This is a genomic window from Desulfofundulus sp. TPOSR, from assembly GCF_011393055.1.
GTDB lineage: Bacteria > Bacillota > Desulfotomaculia > Desulfotomaculales > Desulfovirgulaceae > Desulfofundulus > Desulfofundulus kuznetsovii.
Genome location: NZ_JAAOEF010000003.1, coordinates 804,785 through 824,479, shown reverse-complemented (window position 1 = coordinate 824,479; position 19,695 = coordinate 804,785). Strand labels below are relative to the sequence as shown.

The 19,695-nt window shown below is 59.2% G+C and carries 17 protein-coding genes; 2 read left to right on the top strand and 15 right to left on the bottom strand.

From position 1 onward, the window contains the following. Positions 1-23: 23 nt before the first annotated feature. From G7K71_RS15105 to G7K71_RS15045, 13 genes are all read right to left on the bottom strand, one after another. The gene (locus G7K71_RS15105) at positions 24-335 is read right to left on the bottom strand and encodes a YerC/YecD family TrpR-related protein (RefSeq protein WP_013822787.1); all 312 of its coding nucleotides are present in this window, start codon (positions 333-335) and stop codon (positions 24-26) included. 156 nt (positions 336-491) lie between these two features. Next, positions 492-1,754 (bottom strand): phosphoribosylamine--glycine ligase, encoded by a 1,263-nt coding sequence (gene purD / locus G7K71_RS15100; protein WP_166348022.1) that lies wholly within the window; start codon positions 1,752-1,754, stop codon positions 492-494. Between the two features lie 21 nt (positions 1,755-1,775). Beyond that, the gene (gene purH, locus G7K71_RS15095) at positions 1,776-3,308 is read right to left on the bottom strand and encodes a bifunctional phosphoribosylaminoimidazolecarboxamide formyltransferase/IMP cyclohydrolase (RefSeq protein ID WP_166348019.1); all 1,533 of its coding nucleotides are present in this window, start codon (positions 3,306-3,308) and stop codon (positions 1,776-1,778) included. Between the two features lie 12 nt (positions 3,309-3,320). Next, positions 3,321-3,935 (bottom strand): phosphoribosylglycinamide formyltransferase, encoded by a 615-nt coding sequence (purN, locus tag G7K71_RS15090; RefSeq protein ID WP_166348016.1) that lies wholly within the window; start codon positions 3,933-3,935, stop codon positions 3,321-3,323. A 16-nt stretch (positions 3,936-3,951) separates the two neighbouring features. Then, entirely contained in the window at positions 3,952-4,995 is a 1,044-nt protein-coding gene (gene purM / locus G7K71_RS15085) for a phosphoribosylformylglycinamidine cyclo-ligase (protein ID WP_166348013.1), read from the bottom strand. An 83-nt stretch (positions 4,996-5,078) separates the two neighbouring features. Continuing rightward, complete coding sequence (purF, locus tag G7K71_RS15080; RefSeq protein ID WP_166348010.1) at positions 5,079-6,500, bottom strand: amidophosphoribosyltransferase; 1,422 nt, start codon at positions 6,498-6,500, stop codon at positions 5,079-5,081. A 21-nt stretch (positions 6,501-6,521) separates the two neighbouring features. Continuing rightward, the gene (gene purC, locus G7K71_RS15075) at positions 6,522-7,226 is read right to left on the bottom strand and encodes a phosphoribosylaminoimidazolesuccinocarboxamide synthase (protein WP_013822793.1); all 705 of its coding nucleotides are present in this window, start codon (positions 7,224-7,226) and stop codon (positions 6,522-6,524) included. Positions 7,227-7,251: 25 nt separating this feature from the next. Then, positions 7,252-8,544 (bottom strand): adenylosuccinate lyase, encoded by a 1,293-nt coding sequence (purB, locus tag G7K71_RS15070; protein WP_166348007.1) that lies wholly within the window; start codon positions 8,542-8,544, stop codon positions 7,252-7,254. Continuing rightward, positions 8,541-9,074, bottom strand: a complete 534-nt coding sequence (purE, locus tag G7K71_RS15065) for a 5-(carboxyamino)imidazole ribonucleotide mutase (protein ID WP_207712927.1) — start codon at positions 9,072-9,074, stop codon at positions 8,541-8,543. Before purE ends, purB begins: the two co-directional genes overlap by 4 nt. Positions 9,075-9,171: 97 nt before the next feature. After that, the gene (locus G7K71_RS15060; RefSeq protein WP_166348005.1) at positions 9,172-10,548 is read right to left on the bottom strand and encodes an NCS2 family permease; all 1,377 of its coding nucleotides are present in this window, start codon (positions 10,546-10,548) and stop codon (positions 9,172-9,174) included. A 366-nt stretch (positions 10,549-10,914) separates the two neighbouring features. Beyond that, on the bottom strand, positions 10,915-12,459 hold the full coding sequence (guaA, locus tag G7K71_RS15055; RefSeq protein WP_166348002.1) for a glutamine-hydrolyzing GMP synthase: 1,545 nt from the start codon (positions 12,457-12,459) through the stop codon (positions 10,915-10,917). A 98-nt stretch (positions 12,460-12,557) separates the two neighbouring features. After that, positions 12,558-13,115 (bottom strand): hypoxanthine phosphoribosyltransferase, encoded by a 558-nt coding sequence (gene hpt / locus G7K71_RS15050; protein ID WP_013822798.1) that lies wholly within the window; start codon positions 13,113-13,115, stop codon positions 12,558-12,560. Positions 13,116-13,223: 108 nt separating this feature from the next. After that, a complete protein-coding gene (locus G7K71_RS15045) occupies positions 13,224-13,925 on the bottom strand; it encodes a hypothetical protein (protein ID WP_166348000.1) in 702 nt (233 codons plus the stop codon). Positions 13,926-14,159: 234 nt separating this feature from the next. Between G7K71_RS15045 and G7K71_RS15040 the strand changes: the two genes are divergently transcribed. Then, entirely contained in the window at positions 14,160-14,492 is a 333-nt protein-coding gene (locus G7K71_RS15040; RefSeq protein WP_166347997.1) for a nucleotide pyrophosphohydrolase, read from the top strand. Positions 14,493-14,499: 7 nt separating this feature from the next. Next, positions 14,500-15,858 (top strand): DUF1015 domain-containing protein, encoded by a 1,359-nt coding sequence (locus tag G7K71_RS15035; RefSeq protein ID WP_166347994.1) that lies wholly within the window; start codon positions 14,500-14,502, stop codon positions 15,856-15,858. A 136-nt stretch (positions 15,859-15,994) separates the two neighbouring features. Here the strand turns inward: G7K71_RS15035 and murJ are convergent, their stop codons facing one another. Together murJ and G7K71_RS15025 are read right to left on the bottom strand one after the other, a co-directional pair. Continuing rightward, positions 15,995-17,599, bottom strand: coding sequence for a murein biosynthesis integral membrane protein MurJ (gene murJ / locus G7K71_RS15030; protein WP_313885014.1), 1,605 nt, complete (start codon positions 17,597-17,599; stop codon positions 15,995-15,997). Positions 17,600-17,807: 208 nt separating this feature from the next. Further along, on the bottom strand, positions 17,808-19,691 hold the full coding sequence (locus G7K71_RS15025; protein ID WP_166347992.1) for a M48 family metallopeptidase: 1,884 nt from the start codon (positions 19,689-19,691) through the stop codon (positions 17,808-17,810). Positions 19,692-19,695 lie beyond the last annotated feature (4 nt).

The following is a 19,695-nucleotide window of genomic DNA, read 5'->3' as shown; positions in this document are numbered from 1 at the left end:
GGAGTTATGTCAACACCGTACCTTTACTGGGCAGCTTTTGCTTTCCCGGCCAGCCGGGCCAGGACCAGCTTATAGCCGTCGGCACCGTAATTAAGGCAGCGCTTAACCCGGCTGATGGTAGCCGTGCTGGCCCCCGTTTGGGCGGCAATTTCCGTGTAGGTGCGGTTTTCCTGCAGCATCTTGGCTACGGCCAGGCGCTGGGCCATGGCTTTGAGTTCGGCCACGGTACAGATGTCTTCAAAGAACTGGTAGCATTCGTCCACATCCCGCAGTGTGAGCACCGCTTCAAATAATTCGTCCAACAAGGGATCCTTCAGTTTGCCCGTATATGCCATGTTGGCCACTCCCCCTGGTCTTATCCTATTATTCCCAAAGGGAACAGGGTTCTTTCCCAATGGATTTCGACGCCGGGGAGAAAAATCCTTTTCCTCTTTACAAAAGTAAAGAGGGGCCAGTAACCGCCTCCTCCTTACATATTATGTTAAAACACCTTACCTTAGAGCTTTGCGGCCGATGTCCCGGCGGTAGTGCATGCCTTCAAAGTGGATTTGTTCCACGGCGGCATAGGCCTTTTCTATGGCCGCGGGGATGGTTTCGGCCGCAGCGGTTACACCCAGGACCCGGCCGCCGGCGGTAACCAACCGGCCATCCTCCAGGGCCGTGCCGGCATGAAAGACCATCACGTCGGGAGGCACCCGGTCCAGGCCGGAGATGGGATAACCCTTGCGGTAAGGGCCGGGGTAGCCCCCCGAGGCCAGTACCACGCAGACGGCCGCTCCCGGCCGCCAGCGGATTTCTTTTTCCGCCAGGCGGCCCGACAGCACGGCTTCGATGATTTCCACCAGGTCGGTTTCCAGGAGTATGAGCACCGGCTGGGCCTCCGGGTCGCCGAAGCGGGCGTTGAATTCCAGGACTTTGGGGCCTTCACCGGTGACCATTAATCCCGCGTAGAGGACCCCCCGGTAGGGCCGCCCTTCGGCGGCCATGGCCCGCACAGTGGGGATGAGGATATCCTCCAGGGCGGTCCGGTAAACTTCCGGCGTACAGACGGGAGCGGGGGCGTAGGCACCCATGCCGCCGGTGTTGGGGCCCCGGTCGCCGTCATAAACCTGTTTGTGGTCCTGGGCGGGCAGCATGGGAATAACCGTTTCTCCATCGGTAAAGGCCAGAATGCTCACTTCCTGGCCGGTGAGGTATTCCTCCACCACCACCCGGCTGCCGGCGTTACCAAACACGCCCTTCACCATGATGTCTTCCACTGCCTCCAGGGCCTCTTCCACCGTCTGGCAGACAATCACTCCTTTGCCGGCGGCCAGGCCGTCGGCCTTCACCACGCAGGGAGAGTTTAGTTGCCGTATATAAGCAGCTGCTTCCCCGGCATCGCTAAAGACGGCAAACCGCGCCGTGGGAATGCCGTATTTGGCCATGATTTCCTTGGCCAGCACCTTGCTGCCCTCAATGGAGGCAGCGCGGGCGGTAGGCCCGAAAATGGCCAGGCCCGCCTGGTTGAAGGAATCCACAATGCCCATGGTTAAGGGGCCTTCCGGTCCCACCACGGTTAGGTCAATTTTTTCCTGCCGGGCGAAGGCCACCAGGCCGGAGATGTCTTCCGCCCCGATGGGCACGCAGCGGGCCAGGGAAGCAATGCCGGCGTTGCCCGGGGCGCAAAAGATTTCCTTCACCCGGGGGCTTTGCTTTAGTTTCCACACCAGGGCGTGTTCCCGGCCGCCGCCGCCCACCACCAGCACTTTCATGTGATCAGTCCTCCCATTGCACTAGTGTTTGAAATGGCGCATGCCGGTGAAGACCATGGCAATACCGTACTCATTGCAGGCGGCGATGGATTCTTCATCCCGTAAAGAGCCTCCGGGTTGAATAATGGCCGCAATACCGGCTTTAGCCGCTTCGTCCACCGTGTCCCGGAAGGGGAAAAAGGCGTCGGAAGCCAGCACCGCGCCCCTGGCCTTTTCGCCGGCCTGCTCCAGGGCAATCCGGGCCGCTCCCACCCGGTTCATCTGCCCCGCTCCCACACCGATCAGCTGGCGGTTCCTGGTGACCACAATGGCGTTGGACTTCACGTGCTTGACCACGGCCATGGCAAAGGCCATCTCGGCCAGCTGTTCTTCAGAGGGTTGCTTTTCGGTGACCACCCTCACCTCATCGGGGCAGGTTAATTCCAGGTCGGCCTCCTGAATGAGCAACCCGCCGTTAACTTTACGGATGTCCAGCCGGTCGGTGGACGGGCCGGTCAGGGGACCGGTTTTTAAAAGGCGCAGGTTGGCCTTTTGGGTCAGTATTTCCAGGGCCTCGGGGGTAAAGTCGGGGGCAATTACGGCTTCCAGGAATATGGCGGCCATTTGCTCTGCCGTTTCCTTATCCACGGTGCGGTTGCAGGCCACTATGCCGCCAAAGGCCGATACGGGGTCGCCTTCGTAGGCCAGGCGGTAGGCTGTGGCCAGGTCGCCGGCACTGGCTGCTCCGCAGGGGTTGTTGTGCTTGATAATTACCACCGAAGGATCGATGAATTCTCGCACCAGTTCCAGGGCGGCATTTAAGTCAAGGATATTATTAAAGGAAAGCTCTTTGCCGGCCAGCTGCACGGCATTGCCCACACAAGGGCCGGCAACGGTGGGGTCCCGGTAAAAGGCGGCCCGCTGGTGGGGGTTCTCCCCGTAACGCAGGGGCTGGGCCAGCTCAACGGAAATGTGCCAGGCCGGCGGGAAAGGTTCATCCCCCTGGATCTGTTTCTGCAGGTAGGCGGCAATGGCGGTGTCATAGGCGGCGGTATGGGCAAAGGCCTCCCGGGCCAGTTCCAGGCGCAAATCATCGCTGACTTTTCCTTCCGCGAGGGCTTTAAGCACCTGGGGGTAGCGGGCCGGGTTCACCACTACCAGCACGTAACGGTGGTTTTTCGCCGCGGCCCGCACCATGGCCGGGCCTCCAATATCAATGTTCTCGATGGCTTCTTCCAGGGTTACGCCGGGACGGGCAATGGTTTCCCGGAAGGGATACAGGTTAACCGCCACTATATCGATGGGGGTGATGTGATGCGCTTGCAGCTGATTCAGGTGGTCCGGGGTGCGCAGGGCCAGAATACCCCCGTGGACGGCGGGGTGCAGCGTTTTCACCCGGCCGTCTAAAATTTCGGGGAAGCCGGTGACCTCTGAGATATATGTAACGGGCAGGCCGGCTTCTTTCAGGGTACGGGCAGTCCCCCCAGTGGAGACGATTTCTACCCCCAGTTCCACCAGGCCCCGGGCGAAGTCCACCAGTCCCGTTTTATCCGAAACGCTGATCAGGGCGCGCATATAAAACCTCCTTTATGCTTCCTTAATGTATACCCGTTTGCCCCGCAATTCCAGCCGGCCGGCGGCAAAGAGGGCAATGGCTTCGGGATAAATGCGGTGCTCCTGTTCTAAAATGCGGTCGGCCAGGGTTTCGGGGGTGTCGTCGGGCAAAACCGGAACCACGGCCTGTAAAATGATGGGGCCGGTGTCCATTCCTTCATCCACAAAGTGCACCGTGCAGCCGCTGTAGCGGACGCCGTATTCCAGGGCGCGCTGCTGGGCGTGCAGCCCGGGAAAGGCCGGCAAAAGGGCCGGGTGGATGTTCATGATGCGGTTAGGGAAAGATTCCAGCATAACCCTCCCCACCAGGCGCATGTAGCCTGCCAGGCAAACAAGTTCAACCTGGTGTTTTTTTAATGTGTCCACAATGACTTCCTCATACGTGTGCTTGTCGGGAAATTGGGCCGGGTTAATATGAATGGCCGGAATACTGTGGAGGCGGGCCCGTTCCAGGGCTTTTGCCTCCCCGTTGTCACTGATCACCACCACCACTTCGGCCGCCAAGCGCCCCTCGTCAATGGCATCCAGGATGGCCTGCAGGTTGGAGCCCCGTCCCGAGGCCAGGACGCCCAAACGCAATTTTTTCATATATCCTCCCCCCGACTCAAACGTACTTTACTTCCCGCTCGCCTCCGGCTATTTCGCCCACAAGGTAGGCTTTTTCGCCCAGTTGGGACAGGTGTGTTAAGAGGGCATCGGTTTGTTCTGCCGGAACCACCATTACCAGACCCAGGCCCATATTAAAGGTGCGGAGCATTTCCTCCTCCGCCACCCGGCCGATGGACTGGATGAGGGAGAAAACCGGGGGTACGGGCCAGGACCGGCGTTCCAGAACCGCGGCTGTACCCGGGGGCAAAATGCGGGGTATATTTTCGGTAAGACCGCCGCCGGTAATGTGGGCCATGCCCCGGATGTCGAATTGTTCCAGCAGCGGCAGTACCGTGCGGACGTAAATGCGGGTGGGTTCCAGCATTTCCTCGCCCACGGTGCGTCCCAGATCCTCCTGGTAGGTGTCCACCCCGTATCCGGCCACCTCCAGCAGCACCCGCCGGGCCAGGGAATAACCGTTGCTGTGCAGGCCGGAGGAAGGGAGGCCGACCAGCCGGTCGCCGGGGCGAATGGACGACCCGTCGATGATCCGCTCCCTTTCCACCACGCCCACCACAAACCCCGCCAGGTCATATTCCCCGGGGCCGTAAAAGCCGGGCATTTCCGCCGTTTCACCGCCAATCAGGGCGCAGCCGGCCTGCCGGCAGCCCGCGGCCACCCCGGATACAATGGCCGCCACCTTCTCCGGCACCAGTTTGCCTACGGCCAGATAATCCAGGAAAAAGAGGGGTTCGGCTCCCTGGACCAGGATGTCGTTCACGCACATGGCCACGGCATCTATGCCGATGGTGTCATGGCGGTCCATGAGCATGGCTATTTTCAACTTGGTGCCCACACCGTCGGTGCCGGATACCAGCACAGGGTGGCGGTAGCGGGCGGTATCCAGGGCGAAAAGCCCCCCGAATCCCCCGATTTCCGTAAGCACTTCCGGGCGGAAGGTGCTGCGCACGCTGTCCCTGATCAGTTCCACCGCCCGGTTTCCGGCGGCGATGTCCACTCCCGCATCGGCATAGGTAAGGCCTTTCTTTTCCAGGGTCACGCTCTCTTCCCCCTACTCCTGAGGCTGCCATATAATACCTGCCTGTTGCCGTTTACACCCGTTCGCCCCGTTCGCTTATCCAGTTATTCCAGACTGAATTTTCCCGATTTTTCATGTTGCGGTAAGGCTACCGGGTAGTCCCCGGTAAAACAGGCGGTGCAAAAATCGTTGCGATGTTCGCCGAAAACAGAAAGCAAGCCTTCGATGCTCAAATAATATAATCCATCGGCATTAATCATGCGACGAATTTCTTCCAGGGGCATCCGGGCGGCAACCAGTTCCTCCTCGTTGGAGGTGTCAATGCCGTAATAGCAGGAGTGCACCACCGGCGGGGAAGAGAGGCACAGGTGCACCTCTTTTACCCCGCAGTCCCGCAACATGGCGATCAGTTTGCTGCTGGTGGTACCCCTGACCAGAGAGTCGTCCACCATGATCACCCGCTTGCCGGCCAGCACTTCCCTGATGGGGTTGAGCTTCAGCCGCACCCCCAGGTCCCGCAAATCCTGGCTGGGCTGGATGAAGGTCCGTCCGATATAGCGGTTTTTCATCAAACCCTCTTCAAAGGGGATCCCCGAGGCTTCGGCATAACCCCGGGCGGCGGCTATGCCCGAGTCCGGGACGGGAATGACCAGGTCGGCTTCCACCGCGTATTCCCGGGCCAGCTGGCGTCCCATTTCCCGGCGCACCCGGTTGACGTTGAAGCCGTCCATCAAGCTGTCGGCCCGGGCGAAGTATATATATTCGAAAATACAGTGGGCCCGCCGGCGGGGGAGCATTCCCTGCAGGCTGGTCAAACCGTCTTCATCGACAATGATTATTTCTCCCGGAGCCACATCCCGGACCCAGTGGGCACCCACGGTGTCCAGGGCGCAGGATTCCGAGGCTACCACATAACCTCCGCCGGGGAGGGTGCCCAGACAAAGGGGGCGAAAGGCATGGGGATCCCGCACCGCCAGCAGTTTTTTTTCGGTGAGGATGACCAGGGAATAGGCGCCCTTCAGGTCGATCATACACTTCATGATGGCATCGACCAGGCTCGCCTGTCCGTAGCGGGCGATCAGGTTGACAATTACCTCGCTGTCGGTGGAGGACTGGAAGACAGAACCCGTGGAGGCCAGCCTGGCCCTTAATTCGCTGACGTTGGTCAGGTTGCCGTTATGGGCCAGACCCAGCATGCCGCCGGCATATCGGAAGACCAGGGGCTGGGCATTAATGGGGGAGCTGGCTCCCGTGGTGGAATAGCGCACGTGGCCGATGGCTACGTGGCCCTTCAGCTCATCCAGGTCCCCCTGCTGGAAAACCTCCGGCACCAGCCCCATGGCCTTATGCAGCTGCACCTGCCTGCCGTCGCCCACGGCAATGCCGGCGCTTTCCTGTCCCCGGTGCTGCAGGGCATACAAACCGTAATAGGTGAGCCGGGCTACATCTTTTCCGGGGGCGTAGACCCCAAAAACCCCGCACTCTTCCTTTGGTTTATCCGTCAGCCAGTCGTTGGCGGCTCCCACCGTTCTCCCCCCTTATTTTGATTAACCAACCAGCCGGCGCCAGACCTCCTGGTAGGCCTCCTCCACGCCGCCCAAATCCCGGCGGAAGCGGTCCTTGTCCAGCTTTTCCTTTGTTTGGGCATCCCAGAAACGGCAGGTGTCGGGAGAAATCTCATCCCCCAGGAGGATTTCCCCGTCACTGCGGCCGAATTCCAGCTTGAAATCCACCAGTTCCAGGTTGCGTTCGCTCAGGTATTCCCGCAGGATCTCGTTGACCACCAGGGCCGTCTTTCTTATGACGTTCATCTCCTCCGCACTGGCCAGGCCCAGGACGGCAATGTGGTCGTCGTTAATCAGGGGATCTCCCAGTTCGTCGCTTTTATAGTAATATTCCACCACCGGGCGGGGCAGGGCCGTGCCCTCGGCCAGGCCCAGACGTTTGGCCAGGCTGCCGGCGGCAATGTTGCGCACCACCACTTCCACCGGGATTATTTCCAGCGCCCGGACCAGCATCTCCCGCTCGCCCACCTGTTCCAAAAAATGGGTGGCAATGCCCCTGTGTTCCAGGAGGCGGAAGAAGTGGGCCGAGATCTTGTTGTTTAATTCACCTTTGCCGGAGATGGTTCCCTTTTTTAACCCGTTAAAAGCGGTGGCGTCGTCCTTGTACTCCACCAGATACACACCGGGATCGCCGGTGCGGAAAATCTTCTTGGCCTTACCTTCGTAAAGCATTTCTCCCTTTTGCAAGTTAATCCTTCCCTTCTGGCAAAATTTAGAGACCGAAACGCCGGTATATGTCGTCAACATGGCGCAGGTGATAGTTGTAGTTAAAGAGGGATTCTATTTCTTGAGGGGAAAGCACGGAGGTGATGTCCGCATCTTCCTTTAAGAGCGTCTCAAAACTGGCACCCTCCCGCCAGGAGCGCATGGCATTGCGCTGTACCAGCTCGTAGGCCCGTTCCCGGGACAGGCCCTTTTCCACCAGGGCCAGGAGCACCCGCTGGGAGAACAGCAGGCCGCGGGTGCGTTCCAGGTTTTTACGCATGTTTTCCGGGTAAACCAGGAGATTTTTCATAATGGCCGTCATCTTGTGGAGCATGTAATCCAGGATGATGGTGCTGTCAGGAATGATCACCCGTTCCACCGAGGAATGGGAGATATCCCGCTCGTGCCAGAGGGTCACGTTTTCCAGGGCGGCCAGGGCGTTGCCCCGCAGGATCCGGGCCAGACCGCTGATGCGCTCGGCGGTGATGGGGTTGCGCTTGTGGGGCATGGCCGAGGAGCCCTTCTGCCCCTGAGCGAAGTATTCCTCTACTTCGAGAATATCCGTGCGCTGCAGGCTACGGATTTCCGTGGCAAACTTATCCAGAGAGCTGCCGATGACGGCCAGGGTGGTCATAAACTCGGCGTGGCGGTCCCGCTGCAGCACCTGGGTGGAAATCCGGGCCGGGCGCAGGCCCAGGCGGCGGCAGACATGGGCTTCCACCCGGGGATCTATGTTGGCGTAGGTACCCACCGCCCCGGAAATTTTGCCCACGCTGATTACGTCGATGGCCCGCTTCATACGGTCTATATTCCGTTCCGTTTCGGCCACCCAGAGGAGCATTTTCAAGCCGAAGGTGATGGGTTCCGCATGCACCCCGTGGGTACGGCCAATCATCAAGGTGTAGCGGTGCTCCCCGGCCCGCTCCAAAAGCACTGCCCGCAGCTCCTCCAGGCGCCTTAAAATCTGCTGGCCGGCCTCCTTCATCAGTACCGCCAGGGCCGTATCCAGCACATCGGAGGAGGTGAGGCCCATGTGGATGTATTTGGCCGCGTCGCCCACATATTCCCCCACACATGTAAGAAAGGCAATGACGTCGTGGTTGACTACGGCCTCAATTTCTTCAATCCGCTGCACGTTGAAATCGGCCCGTTCCCGGATTTGCCTGAAGGCCTCTTCGGGTATCAGCCCCATTTCGGCCATGGCCTCGCAGGCGTAAATTTCCACCTCCAGCCACTTGCGGAACTTGTTCTCCTGGGACCAGATGGCCTTCATTTCCGGCAGGGTGTAACGTTCGATCATCCTTTAGCTCCTCCCATTTGCTCAAGATAACCCGCCACACCCAGTTCCTGCAGCCGCCGGGCCTTTTCTTCCACCGCCCGGGCCAGTTCTTCCTTGTAGCGCAGGACCTTCTCCCGCACCTCCGGGTTGGTAGCGCCGATGATCTGGGCCGCCAGGATGGCCGCATTACGGGCACCGTTAATGGCCACGGTGGCCACGGGAATGCCCGGGGGCATCTGCACCATGGAGTACAGGGCGTCCACTCCGCTTAAGGGACCGCTTTTGATGGGTACGCCAATTACGGGCAGGGGGGTCTGGGCGGCGATGACCCCCGGCAGGTGGGCGGCCACGCCGGCGGCGGCGATGATCACCGCCAGCTCCCGTTCCACCGCCGACCGGGCGTACTCGGCGGTGAGCTCCGGCGCCCGGTGGGCGGAGGAAATGCTCACTTCGTAGGGCAGGCCGAACTTCTCCAGCATATCCACGGCCTCTTTCATTACGGGCAGATCCGAATCGCTGCCCATGACAATGCCAACCAGCGGTTTGATCATGATTTCACCTCTTTAAATGTTATTATTGTTATTTAATTATTATCGCATGGCTACCCGGGCGGCGGTCATGCCTTGTTGTGGAAAACGCTCCGGGCTTTTAGTGTTCCGCCAGGAACAGGTAGCGGGCCAGTACCAGAGCGGTCAGGATCCACATCAGCCAGTGCACTTCCCGGGCCCGGCCGCTGATTAATTTGAGCAGGGTGTAAAAGATGATCCCGGCGGCAATGCCGTTGGCGATGCTGCCGGTGAAAGGCATCAAAACTATGGTCAGGAAGGCCGGCATCCCTTCGGTGAAGTCCTCGAAGTCAATGCCCTTGATGGCCTGGGCCATGAGCAGGCCGACGATGATCAGCGCCGGGGCGGTGGCCGCTCCCGGAATCAAGCCGGCAATGGGTGCCAGAATCAAGGCCAGGAGGAACAAAACCCCCGTGGTTACGGCTGTAAGGCCGGTACGGCCACCTTCGGAAATGCCGGCGGCACTTTCAATGTAGGCGGTAACGGTACTGGTGCCCATTAAGGCGCCGAAAGCCACCCCGCAGGCATCTACCAGCATGGCCCGGCCCAGGCGGGGAGACTGGCCGTTTTCGTCAAGAAGCCCCGCCTTGCCGGCAGTGCCTACCAGGGTGCCGAAGGTATCAAAGAGTTCCACAAAGGTAAAGGTGAAGACTACCGTCCAGATGCCCATGTTCAGCGCCCCGGCCAGATCTAGCTTGCCCACCGCCAGCCGGGAAAAATCAGGCAGGGCAAAGGGCTGGAAGTTGGCCGGAATTTGGGTGACGCCCAGGGGGATGCCGATGATGGTGGTGAGGATGATGCCCAGCAGCAGGGCCCCCTTGATCCTTTTGGCCATCAACAGGGCTGAAATGACCAGACCGGTCAGGGCCAGTAGGGTGGTCGGGTTGGCAAAGCTGCCCAGGAAAATGTTCCACTCAAAGAAACGCAGGGTGGCAATGCCGCCGGGTTGGGAGAGCGCCTCCATGGTGGGCGGGATTACCGGACCGGCTTTAATGACCATGAATTCGGCCATCTTCAGGCCCAGCATGGTGATGAACAACCCAATGCCGACAATAATGGCCCGCTTGATGGAGTTGGGCACGGCCACCACCAGCAGCTGGCGGATCCGGGTGACGGTGAGGAGAATAAATAAGATACCGGAGATGAATACCGCACCCAGGGCCACCTGCCAGGGCATGCCCACGTGCTGGGCGGCCACCGTGGCAAAGTAGGCGTTGAGGCCCATGCCCGGCGCCAGGGCGATGGGATAGTTGACCAGGAGACCCATAGCGATGGTAACCAGGCCCGCGCTAACGGCAGTGGCAAAAAAGACGGCGTTTTTGTCCATGCCGGTAGCGGCCAGGATGTTGGGGTTGAGGAACAAGATGTAGGCCATGGTCATAAAGGTGGTCAGTCCGGCAATAACCTCTGTGCGCGCACTGGTATGGTACTGGCGCAGTTTAAAAATTTTTTCCAGCAATTTTAACCCTCCTCCTTGTTGGGTGCGGTGCTGTCCCCGCTCACTCCAGTGCTTCGGGCCGACAGCACCGCATCCTTGTCATATCGGTTTTACTGAATATACGCCGGAATTAAGGATTAAACAAGCAGCCCAGGCGGGCAGGTTTCCGTGTACATGTGAGAAACCTACCGCCTGGGCTTTTCTCCCTGCCGGTGTAACCCGGAAAACTGCTCTTCCGGGCCTGTACCGCTCGGACCGAGCCACCCTGAAAACCGGGTGTGGAACCCTAGGTACACTTTCTCGAAAACTTTATCTTGCAATCGGGAAAAATAGCCATCCTTACAAGTGTATCTTAGCAAGGCGGGAACGGGCTTGTCAATAACCATTTCACTCCCATTCAATGGTGGCCGGCGGCTTGGAGGTGATGTCGTAGACCACCCGGTTTACGCCCGCCACTTCGTTGACGATGCGGCTGGATATGCGTTCCAGAACTTCGTAGGGCAGGCGCACCCAGTCCGCCGTCATGCCGTCGTGGCTGTGCACCGCCCGCACGGCCACGGTATAGGCGTAGGTCCGCCCGTCGCCCATCACTCCCACGCTCCGCAGGTCCGGAAGCACAGCGAAATACTGCCAGATTTGCCGGTGCAGGCCGGCCCGGCGGATTTCCTCCGTGACAATGGCGTCGGCATGGCGCAGAATTTCCAGTTTTTCCGGGGTTACTTCCCCCAGGATGCGCACGGCCAGCCCCGGTCCTGGGAAGGGCTGGCGCCAGAGCACTTCTTCGGGCAGTCCCAGCTCTTTGCCCAGTTCCCGCACCTCGTCCTTGAAAAGCCAGCGCAGGGGTTCGATCAGTTCCAGTTGCATGTCCTCGGGCAGGCCGCCCACGTTATGGTGGGACTTGATTACTGCCGCCGTGGCCGTACCGCTTTCCACCACGTCGGGGTAAAGGGTTCCCTGCACCAGGAAGTCCACCTGTCCCAGCCTGGCGGCCTCCTCTTCAAAGACCCGGATGAATTCCTCCCCGATAATTTTGCGCTTTTGTTCCGGGTCGGTTACTCCCGCCAGGCGGTTTAAGAAGCGCCGGCTGGCGTCCACATGGATCAGCGGGATACGAAACTGTTCCCGTATGACCCCGACCACCTGCCCGGCCTCGCCCTGGCGCAACAGGCCGTGGTCCACAAAAATGCAGGTCAACTGGTCGCCGATGGCCCGGTGGACCAGTACGGCGGCCACCGAGGAATCCACGCCGCCGCTGATGGCACAGAGGGCACGCCTGTCTCCCACCCGGGCGCGGATTTCCTTGATGGATTCTTCAATAAAGGAACCCATGGTCCAGCGGCCCTGGCAGCCGCAAACATCGTAAAGGAAATGGCGCAGGATGTCCTGGCCCTTCGGAGTATGTATTACTTCCGGGTGGAACTGCACGGCGTAAAGCCTGCGCTCCCGGTTGGCCATGGCGGCCACGGGAGCCAGTTCCGTGCGGGCGATGATTTCAAACCCTGGGGGCGGGGCCTCCACCCGGTCGCCGTGGCTCATCCAGCATTGTTCAATGGGCTCAAAGCCACAGAAAAGGTCGCTGGTGTCAAGTATTTCCAGGGCCGTTTTGCCGTACTCGTGGTGTTCCGCCCGGGTAACCACTCCTCCCAGCTGCCTGGTCATTAACTGCATGCCGTAGCAAATGCCCAGGATGGGGATGCCCAGATCATAAACGGCCGGGTCCACGGTGGGTGCCCCGGGCTGGTAGACGCTGGCCGGCCCGCCGGAAAAAACAATGCCCCGGGGATGATGTCTTCTGATTTCATCAAGGGGCGTGTTGTAGGGCAGCATTTCACAGAAAACTTTCAACTCCCGGATACGGCGGGCGATAAGGTGGCTGTACTGGCCCCCGAAGTCCAGGACAATGACCATCTCCTGCTGGTCTTGAACGGACATGGTGCGGATAACCTCCCGGTTTTTCTGCCTTAAAAAATGTCCAGTCAACCCACTTAAGGCACGGCGTTGTCCCGCTTACTCATCTGAAATTTACAAGTTCAATTTTCCCTCTGCTCCTTGCCGCTATAAACTTCCCGTTTCAGGATCAGAATATCCCGCAGGTGGCGGTAGCGGCCGTCGTAATCCAGGCCGTAGCCGACCACGAATTCATCGGGGATGACGAAACCGTTGTAGTCCACCTGCACGTTTACTTTGCGCCGGCTGGGCTTGTCCAGGAGGGTGCAAATTTTTAAACTGGCCGGCCCCCGGGTGAGCAGGTTTTCCCGCAGGTAGTTCAACGTCAGGCCGGTATCGACAATATCCTCGACGATTAAAACGTCCAGGCCTTCGATGTTCTGCTCCAGGTCCTTTAGAATGCGCACTACCCCTGAGGACTCGCTGGAGGTACCATAACTGGAGACGGCCATAAAGTCCAGGCGTACCGGGATGTTCAGGCAGCGTACCAGGTCGGCCATAAAGATGACCGCACCTTTTAATATGCCGACCACCAGCAGTTCCTTCCCGGCATAGTCCCGGGAAATTTCCGCCCCCAGCTCGCGCACCCGCCGGGCAATCTCCTCTTCAGTAATTAAAACTTTTTCCATATCCTCGTGCAAAGAAACACCACTCCTGAAAACAAAAAATGCAGCAGCAACGCCGCGTTCTTTAAAGTCCTTAAATTATAATAAAAGAAAAAACGGGTAACGTCAATTATTTGTCGAAAATCATACCGGTGGGTTGATGTTCATTTCCCGGTCAAAATCCCACAGCTTCAGCCCCACCGAAAGGCCCGTTATGTTCCCCGGTTCTTTGGCCTCCAGAACGACCTGGCGAATGCGGTGGTCCTGCGGTTCAATCCACAACTTGCAGTAGTAGTCCGTGTACTTCAATTCCAGGTAGGAATTGTCCAAAAGGGGCTGGCATTCCAGCACCAGCATTTGGCCTTCCTTTAACTTTTCTTTGCCCCGGTAACGGACACCAAGGGCATCCTTAAATTTTAAAAACCCCAGGGGGTTAAATTCGGCCACAAAGAGTTCCGACTGGGCCAGCCGGTTTCCTTCCATGGTAAGCCACTTTTTGGTCCACAGATCCCGCATATAGGTGGTATCCCCCACCTGGATGAACTCCACGGGGTTGTTGTACATGGTGCCCTTAATGTGTATGCGGTCGGGAGCCTGCCGTTCCCCTTCCACCCGGCTGAGCACGCCGTCCCGGCCCAGCTTGGCTTCCACCCGGTAACGAAAGCTTTTGCTGGTGGCCGTTTTTTCCAGGGCTTCCGCCAGCAGCTGTTCGGGGGCGATCTCCGGTTCGGGAGCCAGTCCCCCTGATAATACCCGGAGGACCAGGAGGAAAAGGAGCAGCCCCAGGATGGCCAGCAGGTATTTCTTGCGCAAAATCAACCACTGCGGCCCGCGCCTTGGTTCCATGGTTTTTCCCTCCTTCCTGCTGTGAAAACAATATGTTCCGGCGGGGGAAAATATGACCATTAAGTGGAAAGATGTGGCCCTTCCGGGAGGACTTCGGGAAATAGATCTTTTCACCTGGTGTCCTGCAGGGTATAATGGCAAAGGTGAGGCCCTCAATTACCTGCCGTTTGCACGCGTTCTCCGGTGAGCCTCGCAGGCGCTTTGGAAGTAATTTAACAACGGGAGAGGTTTGGCGTGGAAATCAGGGAAATGCAGCAGGAAGTGGACCGCTGGATCAGCCAATTTGAAGAGGGTTACTGGCACCCGCTGGCCATGCTGGCCCGCCTGACCGAAGAGGTGGGTGAGCTGGCCCGGGAAGTCAACCATCTCTACGGCCAGAAACCGAAAAAACCCGGGGAACCCCCGGGAGATCTGGCCCTGGAACTGGCCGACGTGCTTTTTATTATCGCCTGTTATGCCAACTCCCTGGGCATTGACCTGGAAGAGGCCTTTTGCCGCATGATGCAAAAATACCGGCAGCGGGACAGCGACCGCTGGACGAAGAAAAAGAGCGATAACAAGGAGTGAGAAGAGATTGGCAGAAATCAAACCCTTCAGAGGACTGCGCTACGCCCCCGGTGTGGGGCCCCTGGCCGACCTGGTGACCCCGCCCTACGATGTCATTGATGCAAAAGCCCAGGACGGCTACTACAGGCGCCACCCCTACAATATCATCCGCCTGGAATACGGCAAGGTCTATCCCGGGGATGGCGAAGACAACAACCGCTACACCCGGGCGGCAGCCGATTTTACCGCCTGGCGGGAGAAGGGCGTGCTGGTGCCGGAAGAATCCCCGGCAGTGTATCTTTACGAACAGGAATTTAGCGTGGGTGGGAAACATCTGGTGCGCAGCGGAATGATCTGCGCGGTTAAGCTGGAGCCCTACGAGAAGGGCGTGGTCCTGCCCCACGAGGAGACCCTGCCCAAGCACAAGGCCGATCGCCTGGCGCTGATGCGGGCCTGCCGGGCCAATTTCAGCCCCATTTTCGGCCTTTATGCCGATGCGGAAATGGCCGTGGACAACCTTTTGCGGCAAGGGGCGGGCCGTTCGCCGGACCTGGAGTTTACCGATGAAAACGGCCACGGCCACCGCCTGTGGGTGATCACGGACCCCGCCGTTATCGAACAGGTGCGGCAGGTCATGGCCGGCAGGCGCGTTTTCATTGCCGACGGCCACCACCGTTACGAAACGGCCCTGGCTTACAGCCGGGAAAGGCGGCAGGAAGAGGGTAACCCCGCCGGACCGGGACCTTATGATTACGTAATGATGACCCTGGTCAACCTGTACGATCCCGGCCTGGTGGTGTTGCCGACCCACCGCCTGGTACGCAACGTGGAGGGCCTGGATGTGGAGGAACTCTTGGGCAAGATACAGGAGCATTTCGAGGTAGACGTCTTCCCCCTAACCCCGGACTACGATAACTTTACCGGTTTCATCAAAGAACTGGCTGCCCGGGGGGGCTTTGCCGGTGATGCCCGGCCCGGGGTCGGCCCCCTTTCCCACCGCCACTCCTTCGGCCTGTACTGCGGTGGGGGGCGCCTGTATCTCTTAACCCTGCGGGATGAAGGGGCGTTGCCCCGCCTGATGCCCGCCGGCCATTCCGCCGCCTGGCAGGGGCTGGATGTTTCGGTGCTGCACCACCTGATCCTGGACCGCCTTCTGGGTATCGGCGGTGCGGAACGGGCCAGGGAGAGCCACCTCACCTACACCCGGGAAGAGGTGGGGGCACTGAAAGCCGTGGACGAAGGCGAATACCAGCTGGCCTTCTTCCTGAACCCCACCCTGGTGGAGGAGATCACGGCGGTGGCCACCAACGGCGAAAAAATGCCCCAGAAATCCACTTTCTTTTACCCCAAGCTGATAACGGGTCTGGTTATCAATCCGCTTTTTTGATGTTAACTCATCGTTAAACTGGTTGGGCGGCGGCCGTCCCCCGTGGCTGAAGGAACGGCCGCCGCCCCTGTTTACTTCCCTTGCTGTGCAAGCTACCTGCTACATACCTCCAAAAACGCCTGTGTTGGTGCGTTCTTTACCGGGCCGCCGGGCGGAAGCGGTGGAAGATGTTCCGGGCCAGGTTCAGGGCATAGCTCATCTCTCCCACCCGCAATAGCCAGCAGCTAAAGAAATAAAAGCACCCGCCGGCGGTGATCAGCACTCCCAGGCGCAGCCCCTGCAGCACAAAACCGGCCAGGCTCCCGCCGCCCGGGGAATTCCCCGCCAGGCCCTCCAGGAAGGGCCAGCCCATTAGCGCCAGCCCCCGTACATCCAGCCACCATACTAAGAGCCCCATCAACAGGGAGGCCGCCAAAATACGTCCCGTTTCCCGCACCAGGGCCGTTCCCCCAATATGCCCCAGCCGGCGGCGCAGCAGCCAGAACAAGAGCATGCAGCCAACCCCCGCGGCTGCGGATGTGGCCAGGGCCAGCCCGGCCAGGCCGGTGTACCGGACCAGGATCAGGTTTAAAGCGATGTTTACGGCCACGGCCACCAGGCCCGTACCCATGGGAGTCCAGGTATCCTGCAGGGCATAAAAGGCCCGGTTGAGGAACTCCCGCCACATCAGGAAAAGCAGGCCTGGAGTGTAAAAGAGGAGCGCCACGGCGGTCATACCGGCATCCTTCGCGTCAAAGGCACCCCGCTGAAAGATAAACTGCACCAGGTCTTCCCGCAGAATCATTGTGCCTACAGTCAGGGGGATCAAAACGAAGGCCAGCACCCTTAAACCCCTGCTTAAACCCGCCAAAAAGCCGGTGGAATCCTCAAGGGCCGTACGTTCCGTCAGGGTGGGGTAAAGCACGGTAATGAGGGGAATGGCAAAAAGGCCCTGGGGCAGGTTTAAAACCCGCTGGGCGTAATTGAGGGCGGAAATGCTGCCTTCGGCCAGGCCTGAAGCCAGCATGCGGTCTACAATCACGTTTAACTGGTTGGCCCCCACCCCAATCAACACCGGCCCGGCCAGCCAGAGCATTTTCTTTAAGGCCGGGTGGCGCCAGTTAAAAACCGGGCGGTAGCTGATGCGCCGCCGGTAGAGGGCCGGCACCTGGATGAGAAACTGGCTAACCGTGGCCAGCACCGTAGCCCAGGCCACCCCGGCAATGCCCCCGTAAGCCCCGGCCAGCAAAATGCCCCCGATCATGATGATGTTATAGGGAATGCCCATAAAGGCCGGGGCGGCGAAATGCTGGTGGGCGTTGAGCACCCCCTGGGCCCAGCCCACCATGCCCATGATCACCACCATGGGCAGCAGCACCCGCACCAGCTGGGTGGTAAGCGCCGCCTGCTCCGGGGTGAATCCCGGGGCCAGGATGCGCACCAGCCAGGGGGCCGCCGGCAGCCCCAGCAGGGCGATGATTAAAAGGGCGCCGGTAACGGCGTGAAAACTGGTCCAGATCAATACCGGCAGTTCGGACCTTTTATCCGGCCGGTGGATGTACTCGCTGAAAAAGGGAATACCCACAGTGGTAATGGTGGTGCCCACCAGGCCAAATAACAGTGCCGGAATGATCATGGCCACCAGGTAGGCATCGGTGGCCGCGCTGGCCCCGAAGGCCGCCGCTAAGACCGCCTCCCGGCCAAACCCCATGATTTTGCTTAAAATGGTGGCGCCCATGACCAGCGCCGTGGCCCGGGCGATCCGTCCCTGGTTGGTCAGTTTGTAAGTTCACCTCGATTTCCGGCAACATCTAGTCATATCCAAATAATAACACGCCCGGCACGGAACGGACAAGGGGTCCCACTTTTCACTTGTTCCGCCTCCGCAAAGTCAGCTGTTACGGGAAAAATGCAAACTGTTAACGGAGTACATTACCGACCTGGAGGAACAGTCCCACGTAAGTTAAATGTTATATGCCCAGTATTTCCTTCAGGGGTTGCCGCAGTTCCAGGGGGATTGTGGCAATCTTGACGCGGCGCCCTTCCAGCGTAGCTTTACCCACCATCACCAGGCCCAGGGACCACAGGAAGCCCAGAAAAGATTCCGGTTCCCGCTCATGCCAGAAAAAACCGTCCCCTTCTAAAGAGCCGAATTTGCGGGTGACGGCGTTCAACCGGCTCCAGCCGCTCCGCTGCAAAAGATATTTTAAAAGTTCCCTTTCTTCCTCTTCCAGTTCCCCCACTTCCTTTTCCAGGTTGTCGCGGCGGGAGAGAAATTCCCGCAGCTGCTCTTCCCGCTGCCGGCGCTGCCGCGCGGGCTCGAGACCGTAGTATATACAGGCGCCCTCCAGCCAGTGGGCGGGCATGTTTTTCAAGCCCCGGGAGAGGGAGGCGTCCACAGGCAGGGGTTTCTCTTCTATTTTCCGGCGCTCATCTTCCTCATAGGCCTGCATAATCATTTCCGGCAAGCGAATAACACTTTCATAGCGCTCTATTTCCCTTTCCAGAATTTTTAAATTTTCGGCAAACTCTTTCTCAAATTCCGGATTATCGATCCTGTTAAAATATTCGCGGGCTTTCTCTATTTCTCCCATTTCCAGCATCAGCGAGGAAAGGTTGAACAGAAAAACCGGGTTGTCCGGGTCTATTTCCTCCAGCATTTCCATTATATTTAGAGCCTCATCCAGATCGCCCTTTCGGCGCAGAAGGTTGGCAAGGGTCATCATCGCCCGGGGGTAGAGCTTCCCCTCCCGGTGGAGACCCCGCAGCAGCTCCACAGCTGCGTCTATTTTCCCTTCGTCCCGCAACTTAATCGCCCGGTCCACTATTTTGTCCAGCTCCTGGTCCGGTTCCATCAAAACGGGGGTCTTTTTGATCTCCACCAGCCGCCGCTCCCCGTCGATAAACATGGGAACGGGCTCGCCTTCCCGCAGGATGCCCCTGGCCATGAGGGCGTCTACTGCTGCAAATTTCAGGGAGGGAGAAAACCCGGGGTATTCCAGCACCTGCCGCCCCAGCTTTTCGCCCCATTCGCCGCCGTAATACACCAGGGTATATACCCCCTGGGCGGCATTTTTGGAGCTATCCCCCTCCAGCAGCCAGGCAAGCAGCATCATGCGGAAAAAGCCGTCCTGGGTGTACCGTCGGCGCGCTTCCTCGCTGGTCGCGGCCTCTTCCATCATTTCCTGCATTTTTTCCATGGAATAGCGTTCGTAGCTCATCTCAAAGGGCGGGATGACGCCCCGCTCCACCAGGAAGGCCACCTGCTGCATGCCGGAAAACAGCCTGGACACCTGTGCTATGGAAGACCACAGGGTTGCGGCCCGCTTGTAGCGGCCCAGGTTGAAGCAGGCCACCGCGGCCAGAAATTTGTTTTCCCAGGAAACATGGTAAGGTTCCCAGCGGCGGTAAAGTTCGAACACCTGCCGGTGATCTCCCAGGTCGGCGGCCGCCAGCATGATGGTCACCGTGTACTCCCGGAATGAATATGGGACCTGTCCCAGGCTTCGGCGCAGTTCCGACAATCCCTTCTCAAAGCTCCGCGCGGCCTGCTGCAGCCGCCGGCGGGCCTGCTCCTCCTGGCCCAGGGAGCGGTGAATCCTGGCGGCCAGGGCGTAGGTAAAGGGATTCGCCCCGGCATCTTCCTTTTCCGGGTCCAGGTACGGTTCCAGAATCTCAAGGGCGCGCCGGGGCTCCCCGGCCATAAAGACGGCCAGCGCCAGGTTGTTGCGTACGGGTATAGCGTCGTCTTCTTCCAGGGCTGCGGCAAAGGCCTTTTCCGCGGCCCGGAAGTCGCCCTTCTCCAGGAACTCTCTACCTTTTGAAACAAGTTCCTCAGCTTTATTGACCTTCATTATT